Origin of the sequence: Promicromonospora thailandica (genome assembly GCF_024171955.1) — a bacterium.
Lineage (GTDB): Bacteria > Actinomycetota > Actinomycetes > Actinomycetales > Cellulomonadaceae > Promicromonospora > Promicromonospora thailandica.
Map to the genome: position 1 here is coordinate 200,652 of NZ_JAMTCS010000014.1, position 11,386 is coordinate 212,037.

The 11,386-nt window shown below is 73.7% G+C and carries 12 protein-coding genes; 4 read left to right on the forward strand and 8 right to left on the reverse strand.

Annotation, left to right across the window (positions count from 1 at the left end; all coding sequences use genetic code 11):
- Nucleotides 1-75: 75 nt before the first annotated feature.
- The 3 genes from APR03_RS21550 to APR03_RS21560 form a co-directional block, all read right to left on the reverse strand.
- Nucleotides 76-1,125: an alpha/beta fold hydrolase gene (locus tag APR03_RS21550; RefSeq protein WP_253839155.1), complete on the reverse strand. Its 1,050-nt coding sequence runs from the start codon at nucleotides 1,123-1,125 to the stop codon at nucleotides 76-78.
- Between the two features lie 189 nt (nucleotides 1,126-1,314).
- On the reverse strand, nucleotides 1,315-2,010 hold the full coding sequence (locus APR03_RS21555) for an NADPH-dependent F420 reductase (RefSeq protein ID WP_253839156.1): 696 nt from the start codon (nucleotides 2,008-2,010) through the stop codon (nucleotides 1,315-1,317).
- A 43-nt stretch (nucleotides 2,011-2,053) separates the two neighbouring features.
- The gene (locus APR03_RS21560) at nucleotides 2,054-2,914 is read right to left on the reverse strand and encodes a helix-turn-helix domain-containing protein (protein WP_253839158.1); all 861 of its coding nucleotides are present in this window, start codon (nucleotides 2,912-2,914) and stop codon (nucleotides 2,054-2,056) included.
- A 168-nt stretch (nucleotides 2,915-3,082) separates the two neighbouring features.
- Here APR03_RS21560 and APR03_RS21565 point away from each other — a divergent pair, with 168 nt between their 5' ends.
- The gene (locus APR03_RS21565; RefSeq protein ID WP_253839160.1) at nucleotides 3,083-4,267 is read left to right on the forward strand and encodes an MFS transporter; all 1,185 of its coding nucleotides are present in this window, start codon (nucleotides 3,083-3,085) and stop codon (nucleotides 4,265-4,267) included.
- Between the two features lie 223 nt (nucleotides 4,268-4,490).
- On the opposite strand, the gene APR03_RS21570 is transcribed toward APR03_RS21565, so the two are convergent.
- Entirely contained in the window at nucleotides 4,491-5,489 is a 999-nt protein-coding gene (locus APR03_RS21570; RefSeq protein WP_253839162.1) for a hypothetical protein, read from the reverse strand.
- Nucleotides 5,486-6,118, reverse strand: coding sequence for an RNA polymerase sigma factor (locus APR03_RS21575; RefSeq protein ID WP_253839164.1), 633 nt, complete (start codon nucleotides 6,116-6,118; stop codon nucleotides 5,486-5,488). The genes APR03_RS21570 and APR03_RS21575 overlap by 4 nt, the downstream gene beginning before the upstream one ends.
- A gap of 175 nt (nucleotides 6,119-6,293) precedes the next feature.
- Here APR03_RS21575 and APR03_RS21580 point away from each other — a divergent pair, with 175 nt between their 5' ends.
- Entirely contained in the window at nucleotides 6,294-6,707 is a 414-nt protein-coding gene (locus APR03_RS21580) for a hypothetical protein (RefSeq protein WP_253839166.1), read from the forward strand.
- 43 nt (nucleotides 6,708-6,750) lie between these two features.
- On the opposite strand, the gene APR03_RS21585 is transcribed toward APR03_RS21580, so the two are convergent.
- Nucleotides 6,751-7,932, reverse strand: coding sequence for an alpha/beta hydrolase family protein (locus APR03_RS21585; protein ID WP_253839167.1), 1,182 nt, complete (start codon nucleotides 7,930-7,932; stop codon nucleotides 6,751-6,753).
- Nucleotides 7,933-8,039: 107 nt separating this feature from the next.
- On the opposite strand from APR03_RS21585, the gene APR03_RS21590 reads away from it, so the two are divergent.
- Together APR03_RS21590 and APR03_RS21595 are read left to right on the forward strand one after the other, a co-directional pair.
- On the forward strand, nucleotides 8,040-8,462 hold the full coding sequence (locus tag APR03_RS21590) for a hypothetical protein (RefSeq protein ID WP_253839168.1): 423 nt from the start codon (nucleotides 8,040-8,042) through the stop codon (nucleotides 8,460-8,462).
- An 88-nt stretch (nucleotides 8,463-8,550) separates the two neighbouring features.
- On the forward strand, nucleotides 8,551-10,020 hold the full coding sequence (locus tag APR03_RS21595; RefSeq protein WP_275977842.1) for an MFS transporter: 1,470 nt from the start codon (nucleotides 8,551-8,553) through the stop codon (nucleotides 10,018-10,020).
- Between the two features lie 50 nt (nucleotides 10,021-10,070).
- Here the strand turns inward: APR03_RS21595 and APR03_RS21600 are convergent, their stop codons facing one another.
- Together APR03_RS21600 and APR03_RS21605 are read right to left on the reverse strand one after the other, a co-directional pair.
- Entirely contained in the window at nucleotides 10,071-10,541 is a 471-nt protein-coding gene (locus APR03_RS21600; protein WP_253839169.1) for a CoA-binding protein, read from the reverse strand.
- Nucleotides 10,542-10,753: 212 nt separating this feature from the next.
- Nucleotides 10,754-11,386: ABC transporter ATP-binding protein (locus tag APR03_RS21605; protein ID WP_253838374.1), on the reverse strand; the 633-nt coding region annotated here is incomplete at its 5' end.

Below are 11,386 nucleotides of genomic sequence, written 5' to 3' on the forward strand. Positions count from 1 at the left end.
GTCTCTGCGGTCCGGGCCTCGTGTCGTGCGGTGCGTCCTGTGGCGCGTCGTGCCGGTGCGCCCAGGACGCGGTGGTCACTGCAGGAACGTACGGAGGATCTGCGTCAGCTCACGGGGCCGCTCCTCGGCGATCCAGTGACCGGTGTCCTCCATGACGCGCCCGTCGACGTCGGAGGCGTACTTCTCCCACTGCTCACCCACGCCGGCGCCCACGGCCTGCTCGCCACCGATCGCGAGGATCGGCATGGGCAGCAGGCCCTCGGCCTGGAACGCCTTGTTCTGCGCGGCGCTCGTGCCGAGCGAGCGGTAGACCTCCATCCACGCGGTCAGACGTCCGGGCTCGGCCAGGTAGTCGGCGTAGAACTCGTACTCGTCGTCGCTGAACGCGGAGTCGACGGCGAGCCACTGGGTGACCAGGCCCTCGACGAAGATCTGCTCCTTGCCGCCGATGAGCAGCTCCGGCAGCGGGTCCTCCTGGAAGAAGCCGAAGTGCCACGCGGACGGGCTGCCGTCGGCGTTCGCCGCCGGCCACTGGAAGAACGAGTCGTCGGGCAGCGGTGCGTCGAGCACCGCCATGCGCTCGACCTCGTCGGGCCACATCGCCGCGTACGGGTACGCGACCCACAGGCCGACGTCGTGCGCGACGACCTGGATACCGTCGTTCAGGCCGAGCTTGACCAGCAGGGCGTGCACGTCCTTCGCCATCTGCGCGGTGTCGTAGCCCTTCTTCGGGATGCCGGAGTCGCCGGTCCCGCGCAGGTCGACGGCGATCACCGTGTGGTCCTCGGCCAGCGGGCCGAGCTGGTGGCTCCACGCGGACGACGTCTGCGGGAAGCCGTGCAGCAGCACGATCGGCGACCCGCTGCCGCCGCGCAGGTAGTGCATCGTGAAGCCGTTGACGTTGGCGTAGTTCGACGTGTAGCCGGCAGGGATCTCCGGGACGTCCTTCGCGGGCTTGTCCGGCTTCGTCCCGTGCGACCCCGTCGACGCGTTCGCCGCGGCGACCGTCCTGGTCGGCTCGGGGGCGTCCGTCCCGGGCGTGGCACCGGACAGGGCCGCGGGCAGCAGCAGGGCTGACGCGGCCAGGACCGCGACGCCCAGGCCGCGGATCTTGTTGTACGACATGACTTGCCTCTCTGTGGCCCCCTCGTGGGGGGCCGGACTCGTCGGTGGACAGTTCGCGATGCCGTACCCGTCATCGCTGGTACCGACGCTACGAACGCCGTCCCCGACGCGGCAGAGCCCCGGTCGGACCGGGGTCTGCCAGGGCCCCCCTCGGGGGCGCGGGTCACCACACGGCGGCGGCGCGGGGGGTCAGCCGACCGTGACGCGCCGGGCGCGCCGCAGGTTGCGGACCAGGTCCTCGCGGCTCTGTCCGTCGATGGCGTGGCGCCACATCGGGGTGCCCGGAGCGCTGCGCCACGACTCGCTCAGGGGGCTGTTGTCGACGGCGTCGAAACCGAGATCGTCGTACAGGCGGGTCACGACGTCCACCGCGTCCGGGTGGTCGCTGGAGACGACCAGTGCCTTTCGGTCGGGCGCACCGGCGGGCCGGGCCAGCCGGACCACGGCGGGGAGCATGTCGCTGGGGACCCGGATCTCGTAGCGCTCGTGGAACTGGATGTGGGTGAACGCCTTCACGACCTTCGAGGTGGGCAGCTGTTGCTGCCGCAGCTCGTGGATCGTCGTGCGACCCGAGTCGACCTCCGGGAAGTTCCCGTCGCGCCAGACCATGTAGTTGTTGTTGTCGATCACGACCTTCCCGGCGAGCTCCGCGACGGGCAGCACGTCGTCCGGCGCGTAGGGGAAGGCGACGACGGCGATGTCGGCCGCCGCGGCGGCGTCCTGCGCCCAGGCCGCACGCGCGTGCGGGCCGAGCTCGCCGACCAGGCTGGTCAGGGTCTCGGGCCGCCGCGAGTTGGCGATCACGACGTCGTAGCCGGCGCCGATCACGACGCGGGCCAACGTGCTCCCGGCCTGGCCGGCGCCGAGGATGCCGAGGGTGGTCATGGTGCGTCTCCTGGGGGTGGGGTCCGGGGTCGGCGGATGCCGGTCACGAGCGGGCGCGGGCGACCTTGTCGCGGTCGGCCCGCGTCGGGAGGGTGGCGGAGGCCAGCAGGCCGAGCTTCTCCGCGTCGGCGGAGCCGGGGTCGGCGTGGAGGACGACGAGCTGCAGGTGCTCGGCGCCCCCGATGCTCAGCCGTTCGCGGTTGAGCACCAGCTCCCCGACCTGCGGGTGGTCGAACCGGATCAGCGTGCCCCGCTGCCCCCGCACCTCGTGGCGCGCCCAGAGCTGCCGGAAACGCGGGCTGGCCAGCGAGAGGGACCCGGTGAGCTCGATGAAGCGAGGGTCGTCGACGTCGGTGCCCACCGCCTGCCGCAGGTTGGCGATGAAGCACTCGGTGAGGTCTTCCCAGTCCGGGTGCAGCGCCTGCTCCGCCTGGTCGAGGAACATGTCCCGCAGCTGGTTGCCACCGACGGCGAGGTTCGGGGAGAGCGCTTTGGCGAGGTCGTTCGACGCCAGGACGTCGAAGTACCGGCCCTCGACGAACGCGGGCTGCACGAGCGAGGCCAGCAGCGTGAGCACGCCGGGGGGCACCGTCTCCTTCGGCTGCGGGGGCCGCCGCCGCACCGGGGCGTCCGCGACCAGCGACAGCAGGTGCGCCCGGTGGTCCTCGTCGAGGTTCAGCACGCGCGCGATCGACATGAGCACCTGCGCGGAGGGGTGCTGGTCGCGGCCCCGCTCCAGCCGCAGGTAGTAGTCGGCGCTGATCCCGGCGAGCATCGCCACCTCCTCCCGCCGCAGCCCGGGCACCCGCCGCACGCCCACGGCGGGGATGCCCGCCTGCTGGGGGCTGACCAGCTCGCGCCGCGCGCGCAGGTACACGCCGAGGGGGTTCGTCGTCTCGTCCATGGAGCCAACGTAAGCGCGCGCGCTGCGTATAGCGGGGGCCCTGTCACACCCCAGGCACGACGGGGCCCTGGCCGCACCGAGCGGCCCTGCCTAGCGTTCCCGACGGCCCATCCGGGACCGCGCGCCCCGAGGGGGGTGACGCTCGACCACGCGACAAAGGGAAAGCACATGAGCAGCACGACCTCGTCGACCGACAGGTCCACCACCGGCAAGCAGGCCTCCTGGGCCGGTGTCGCGTCCTTGGGCGTCGGGATCTTCGCGATCGTCATGTCCGAGTTCCTGCCCGCGAGCCTGCTGCCCCGCATCGCGGACGACATCGGTGTGTCGGTCGGTGCGGCGGGCCAGGCGGTCACCATGACCGCCGTCGCGGCCGCGCTGTCGGCCCTGCTGATCGCGGTGGTCCTGCCCCAGGCCGACCGGCGCCGGGTCATGATCGGGCTCACGCTGCTCGCGGTGCTGTCCGACGTGGTCGTCGCGCTGGCCCCGAACCTGCCCGTGCTCCTGGGGGCCCGGCTCCTGCTGGGCGTCGCGCTCGGCGGGTTCTGGGCGATGGCCACGGCGATGGCAGCGCACCTGGTGCACGCCGACCACCTCGGCCGCGCCCTGACGGTCATCAACTCCGGCGTCGCCGTCGCGACCATCGCGGCCGTCCCGCTCGGCGCCTGGCTCGGCGAGCTCTGGGGGTGGCGCGGGGTCTTCCTCATGGGCGCCGGGGCCGCGACGCTCGCCCTGGTCCTCCAGGCCGCGACCCTGCCCCACGTCGCACCGGGCGCCGCGACCGGGCTCCGTGCTCTCGGAGCGACCCTGCGGTCCCGCGCGGTCCTCGCCGGCCTGCTGGGGATCCTCCTGATCTTCGGCGGCCACTTCAACGGGTTCACCTACATCCGGCCCGCCGCGGAGGCCGTCTCCGGCATCGACGCGGGCGGTCTGGCCCTGCTGCTGCTCGTGTTCGGGATCGGCAACGTGCTCGGTACGGCGCTCAGCGGTCCGCTGGCCGACCGGGCGCTACGCCTGTCCGTGCTCCTGTTCCCGGCGCTGCTGGCGGCCGGCATGCTGCTGATGCTGCTCACCGGCGGTGCGCCGGCCGGGCTCTTCGCCGCCGCGGCGCTGTGGGGTTTCGGCTTCGGCGGCGTGCCCACCACGGTGCTGACCTGGGGCGCCAGGACCGAGCCGACCCGGCTCGAGCAGATCGGCGGGCTCATCGTGACCGTCTGCAACGTCGCGATCGCCGCCGGCGCGGTCGTCGGCGGGCTGCTCGTCGACGGCATCTCGGCCCAGACCCCGCTGCTCGCCGGTTCCCTCGCGGCGGTCAGCGGTGCCGTGGTGCTCGTGAGCCTGCGGCCCCGCCGCTGACACGCAACGCCGGGCCGTCGATCAGGCAGCGGGGCGTGCGGGTCTCCGCGTCGAACAGGATGTAGAGGCCCTGGATGCGGGCCAGGCCGCGCGCCGCCTGATCGACGGCCCGGCTCGGTGCTCACTCGGCCTCCTCGACGCGGGCAGGTGCGACGACGACAGCGGAAGGGCACCGAAGGGGTGGCCGCCCCGGCTGACCAGCCCGGGCGGCCACCCGGTCAGGTCAGCCGGCGGCGCCCGGCCCGTACACCGTGACCTGGACGCTTCCTCCGACGACCAGGTCCACGCGGGCGCACTCCGCCGCGTCGTCCGGCACCGTCGTGGTGGGCCAGTGGTGCGAGAGCGACGCGAGGTGCTCGTCGGCGATCGCCCGCATCTGCTCCGCCGTCAGGCACTCGTCGGCAGAGGCCTCGCGGAGCGCGCCGACGAGCGGGCTGAGCTCCGGGACGGCGTAGACCTCGTCGGGGTCGCCGTCCGCCGCGACCAGCACCTTCCCGGTCTCTTCCGCCGAGAGGCCCGAGCACGGCCGGTCCGGGGTGTTCGCGTCCACCGACTCGACGGTCCAGCCCCCGAGGCCCAGGCGGTCGAGCTCGGACTGCGCCCAGGCGACGGCCTCGTCGACGGTGCGGCAGGTGCCGTGCCCCCCGTCGACCTGGTCGCCGAGGCTCTGGCGCAGCTCGAGGACCGCGGCGTCGGCGGCCGGCCCGCTCGCCGGGTCGATGGGTTCGATCCAGTCGGGCGCCTGGTCGGCGGGTGCCACGTAGACGTGCCCGTCGTGCTGGAACACGACCGGGTCGGTGACGGGCGGCAGGCCGGCCTCGGCCAGCATCGTGGTGCAGTCGGCGACCGCGTCGCCCGTGAGCCACGGGCCCGCCGCGTCGACGTGCTGCCCTTCGAGGGCGTCGTCGTTCCAGGTGGTCATGCAGGTGACGCCTTCGGTGTCCTGGGCGACGAACGCCTGGATCGCCGCGTAGGCGACCCCGCCCCCCGCGAGGACTGTCGCGAGGCCGACGGCGATCGCGCCCCGCCGGCCGAGCCTTCGGCGGCTGGTCCGCGCCAGCCCTGCCGTCGCCGCGGAGCGTCCGGCCTCGGCGGTGTCGAGCTGGGTCCCGGTCATGATGATCTCCTCACGCAGGGTGGCGAACGCCACCGGCTCCACGGCGTCGAGGTCGACCCGGTCGACCGGGTCCGCGGCCTTCAGCCGCTTCATCGGGTCCGTCATCGTGCCTCCTCGATCCCGTGGTGGGCTCGTGCCCACCTGCCCATGACCTGTCCGTCCGGCCCCGAACGTTTCACGGCCGGCCGGTCGTCGACGGTGGCCGGCACCGCGGCGACGTCGTCGTCCGGGACGGCGAGCGCGGCGAGTGCTTCGGCGAGCCGACGGCGGGCGCGGTGCAGCCGGACCCGCACCGCGGTGCGCGAGACGCCCAGGGCCACCGCGATCTCCTCGCGGCCGAGCTCCTCCCACGCCACGAGGCGCAGCAGCTCCTGGTCGTCGTCGGAGAGCCGGGCGAGAGCACGTTCGACGTCGCGGTCGGGCTCGGGCGGCGTCTCGACGGCGACGGCGAGCTCGGCCCGCAGCCGGTCCGCGAGCGCGAGGCGGCGCCGGTCACCGCGCCGCGCGTTGGCGAGCACCCGCCGGGCGACGCCGAACATCCAGGGCCGGGCGTCCGCGCCGGCGGGGACGTCGTCGATCCGGCGCCAGGCGACCAGGAAGCTCTCGGCGACGACGTCGGCGGCATCCTCGGGCTCGGCCACGCGGCGCACGGCGTAGGCGAGCAGGGCACGGTGGGTGGACTCGAAGAGCGCCGTGAACCGGGCCTCGGGCGGTGGGGGTGCTGGAGCCGTCATCCTGGACCTCTCGGTGATGGAGCACTGACGAGGGTGTCATGTCCGGATGCGGGGGAGCGTTACAGGGTTCGCCCGGCGGACATCGGGCGCGACGTCCACCCGTCCCGGGCTGCATCATGGGTTCCAGCGGAGTCACCGGGGACTTCGCGGGCCGGCGAGGAGGCTGGAGGGGTACATGAGCTTCGACCTGGCGTTCTGGTATCCGGACGACGCGGACGTCGACCCTGCCGCGGCCTTCGACGTGTACGACCGGGTCGCCGACGGGGAGCTCGGGGTGGTCCCCGAGCATCCCGCCGTCGCGCGCTTCGCCGAGGAGATGCTCGAGGTGTACCCGGAGACGGACGCCGGATCACCCTGGGCTGCCGCCTGCTGGGTGACGCCGGAGTCGGTGGTGGTGAGCATCTCCTGGTCGCGGGCGGAGGAGGTGGGCCCGGTGCTGGCGAGCCTCGCCTGGGACCACGGCCTGGTCACCTACGACCCGCAGGCGCAGGTGCTGCACCTGCCCGTGTCGCGCGTCCGCCCGGGACGTCGGGAACGGGCGACCGTCGAGGTGGCCGACGAGACCGGTGAGACGAGCGGCGAGGGCTGAGCTCCGCGCGTCGCGCCCTCGCCCGGCGCCGCGCGGCCGGCGGTCACGGCAGGTCCCGGCGGGGCGCGGCGACGACCTCGTCGATCCAGCCGGTCACGGTCGCCCAGACCGGGTGGCTGGGGTGGACGACGTCGAAGTGCGTGCCGCCCTCGACCTCGACGTAGCGGGCGGTGCCGCCGTCGGCAATGACCTTGTCGACGTAGCGGCGGCTCCACTCGGCGGGGACTGCCTCGTCCGCGGTGCCGTGGACGGCCAGGACCGGGACTCCGGCGGGAGCGAGCTCGGTCGGTGACGTCCAGGCGTGGCGGTCGGGTCGTCCGTCCGCGCGAGCGCCGACCAGGAGCGGCACGATCCCCGCCCCGACCAGCCCGGCGACGACGGGCCACGCCTCGGGCCGGGCGCTGTCGGGTGCGTCCTTCGGCGGTGCGGCGTCCGGGTCGGCGAGGGCGGAGCCGAAGGCCTCGGCCTCGGCGGCTCGCAGGTCGAGCGGTGCGCCGAGCGAGACCAGGCCGACCGGCTCGATCCGGGGGTGGCTGCCGGGCGCCTCGGCCGGGAGGGCGGCCCGGTGCGCGGCCCACGTGGCCAGGTGGCCGCCGGCGGAGTGCCCCAGGAGCACGACGCGCCCGGTGTCCAGTGCGGGGTCGAGGCCGTCGAGGGCGTCGACCGCGGCGGCGACGTCGAGGAAGGTGCCGGGCCAGCCCCCGCCGGGCTCGCCGATCCGGCGGTACTCGACGTTCCAGACGGCGTACCCGCGGCCCACCAGGTCGTCGACGACGTCGGTGATCTGCCGGCGGTCCCACATCGCGGCCCAGTAGCCGCCGTGGACCACGACCACGACGGGGAACGGGCCGTCGCCGTCCGGCAGGTAGAGCTCGCCGACCTGCGACGGCTCCGGGCCGTAGGCGACCGTCCGCACGGTGCGCGGGCCGTCCGCGCCGTCGTCGTAGCGCAGGCCGCGGTCGGCGGCGGTGACCGCGGCGATCGTCGCGAAGAACGCGGCGATCTCCGGGCGGTTGGCGCCCTTGGCCCGCGACTCGTCCCAGGCCGCGTCGTCGGTCCACTCGACCAGGTCGAGCCAGGTGGTCTCGTCGAGGCGGACGAGCCGGGCGGAGACGAACCCGCGCCGGTCGGCGCGGAAGGCGTCCAGCATCGCGGGCCGGGCCGCCAGCATGGCGGGCGTGCTCTGCGGGGTCACGGTGAAGGTGGTCATCTCGAGGACGGACATCGTCAGCTCCTGGGGTTGGGAGATAGCGTCAGGTAGTCACTGATCCTGACTATCGTGACTCTAGGTCGCGGTCGCCCGATAGTCAACAAAACTGACTGTCACTGAAGATGATCAACGCGACACCTACACTCCTCACGTGCACAGCGACGACGGCGGAGCAGCGGACGCACGCGACGACCTGGTGGATCACCGGGCGGCCGGCGGCCGGCGTGCTCGTCGCACTGCTCGACGTGGTCGCGGCCGTGCTGGTGTTTTTCATGACCTGGTTCTCCGTGGGGCCGGGCTCCCTGGTCGGCCTCTGGCTCCTGCTCGCCGCGGCCGTCCTCGGCTTCGAACCCGGGATCAGACGGCGTCTCGCCGTCGTCGGCCTTGTGGTCGTCGGCGCGACCCTGGTGGCCGGCTCCGGGGTCCTCCTGCACGTCCCGGCGCTCGCGGTGCCTGTGGCGCTCGCGCTGAACGTGGGCGCCGTCGTGTACCTGTCCCGGCTCGCCGCTCGACGGCCGCTGCCTCGCCGACGTAGTAGCGTATGAGGCACCGGAAGTAGAAACACGACACCATCGTCGTGCGCACACGCGGGTCGCCGAGCCGCCACTTCTCTCTCACCAGAGGAGTGCGCCCATGAGCGACCACCGCCCGCGACCGACGTCCGAGACCCCGCCCCATCACGCCGGCCCAGGGTCGCTGCGTGCCGCCTGGGTCGCCCTCTCGGGCCTGTCGGCGGTGTTCCTGTTCGAGATGCTCGACAGCTCCGTCCTGAACGTCGCGCTGCCCACCATCGGCCGCGAGCTCGGCGCGTCGACCACGGGCCTGCAGTGGGTCACCAGCTCCTACTCCGTCGTGTTCGGCGGCCTGATGATCGCGCTGAGCGCCGTCGCCGACCGGTTCGGGCGCCGCACGGTGATGCTGGCCGGGCTGGTGCTGCTCGCGCTGGCCGGCCTCGCGACGGCGTTCGTGAGCACCACCGGACAGCTCGTCGCCGTCCGGGTGGCGACAGGGGTCGCGGCCGCCATGACCACGCCGGGCTCCATGGCCCTGGCCTACCGGCTGTTCGCCGACGAGCACCTGCGCGTGCGGGCGATGACGCTCGTCTCGACCGTCGGGCTCGTCGGGCTCGCCGTGGGCCCCACCGCCGGGGGCCTGGTGCTGAGCTTCGCCCCGTGGCAGACGCTGCTCCTGGTCAACGTTCCGGTCGCGGCGATCGCCCTCGTCTGCGTCCGGCTCGGCGTGCCCGCGGACCAGCCGCACGAGCTGCACGGCCGGCCGATCGACGTCGTCGGGGCGCTGCTCGGAACGGCCCCCGTCGTGCTCGGCCTGCTCGCGCCGACCGTCTTCGTCGACGACGGCGCCGGGTCCTGGCAGCCCTGGGTCGCCGCCGGGGGAGCGGCCGGCGCGGGAGCCCTGTTCGTCCTGCGACAGCGGGCCGCCGTGCACCCCCTGCTCGATCTGGGACTGCTCCGGCGCCCGCTGGTGGCCGGCGGGCTGGCGTTCAAGGCGGCGGCCGCCCTGGCCGTGGCGGGGCTCGGCTACCTGGTCACCCTGCAGCTCCAGCTCGACTGGGGGTGGACGGCGGCGCAGGCCGCCCTCGGCATGCTGCCGCAGGTGGTCGTCCTGGTCGCCGGCGGCGCCGTGATCAGCCCGCTGGTCGGGCGCATCGGCCTGGAGGGGGCGGCGTGGGGGAGCGCCGCCGTCGTCGTCTGCGGGCTGGCGGTCTATGCCGCCCTCGGCCGTCTCGGCTACCCGTGGGTCGCGCTCGCCCTCGTGCTGGTGGCCGCCGGGATGCGCGTGGTCGGGGTCGTGGCCGGGAACAACGTCATGCGGGGCCTGCCCGCGGACCGGACGACGATGGGCGCGGCGTTGATCGATACCGCCGGCGAGCTCACCACCGGCCTCGGTATCGCCGTCAGCGGCACGATCCTCGCCGGCGGCTTCACCGGCAGCATCGCCGCGGGCGGCTGGACCGCCGCGCAGACCGGGCAGTTCCGCGACGCCGTCACCGTGGCCGCCGTCGTGCTGACCGTGGGCGCCGGGCTACTCGTCGGCTGGGGCATCGTCCGCACGCGCACGCCGGGCGCCCCGCGGGCGAGGTAGTCAGGTGGCTACCTCGCCCGCGGGGCGGGCGGGGTCGGCCCCGGCGCACGCTACCGCGCGTCGCGCGCCGTGTTGCCGAGCCGGAGCGTCGTCGCGCCGATGCAGATGTCCTCGACGTAACGGAGCCCGGCCGCCTCGGCGGTGTCGCGAGCCTCGCCGGACGTCAGCCCGAGCTGCAGCCACAGGGTGCCCGCCCCGATCTCGACCGCCTGGCGGGCGATCTCGGGCGCTTCGCCGGAGGGCCGGAACACGTCCACGACGTCGACCGGGACCGGGATGTCCGCCAGGGTCGCGTACGCCTTCCGTCCCAGGATCTCGGTCGCGGTCGGGTGCACCGGGATCACGTCGTAGCCGGCCGCGAGGAGAATCTTCGCGACCTCGACGGAGGGCTTCTCGGGATGGGTCGACAGCCCGACGACGGCGACGGTCTGCGTCGCGTCCAGCAGGGTCTTGAAGTCCTCGTCGTCCATGTGGTGCCTTCCTGGTTCCTCGGCCGCCGCCTCGTCCGGGCTGCTGTCCACCAGTGCCAACCGCCGTGGGTCCGGTTCCCATCCACGGTCAGGCGGTGGGTACCGCCGTGGACGACGGGCGGCGGCCTCAAGACCGTAGAACCGCCCAGCCGCCCCCCTCGCCGAGATAGAACTGTGGCGAGATAGAACGCCGGCTCTTGCTAGCGTTCTATCTCGCCACGGTTCTACTTCGCCACGGTTCTATCTCGGCGAAGGGGGGTGGGTCAGCCCAGGCGCTCGCCCGACGTGGCGGAGAAGACGTGGGAGTGTCCGGCCTGGATCGACACGGAGATGACGTCGCCCTTGTCCGGCACGCCGCGGGGGTCGATGCGGACGATGACCTGGTTGGTGTCGCCGGCCGAGAGGTCCACGTCGGCGGCGTCGCCCTTGAGGGAGCCGTAGACGAACGCGTCCGAGCCGAGCTCCTCGACGAGGTTGACCTCGACCTCGAAGGATCCGGGGGTGCCGGAAGAGACCACGTCCAGGGACTCGGGCCGGAACCCGAGGGTGACCTTGCCGTTGTCGCCGTCGGGGATCGCGGAGGCGATGGAGCGCTCCAGCGGGACGCTGGCCGAGCCGACCTTGACCGAGCCGTCCTTGACGTCGAAGGTGCCGATGTTCATCGCGGGGGAGCCGATGAACCCGGCCACGAACACGTTGGCCGGCCGGTCGTACATCTCCCGGGGGGTGCCGACCTGCTGCAGGATGCCGCCGTTGAGGACCGCGATCCGGTCACCCATCGTGAGGGCCTCGGTCTGGTCGTGGGTCACGTAGACCGTGGTCACGCCCAGGCGGCGCTGCAGGGAGGCGATCTGGGTGCGGGTCTGCACGCGCAGCTTGGCGTCCAGGTTGGACAG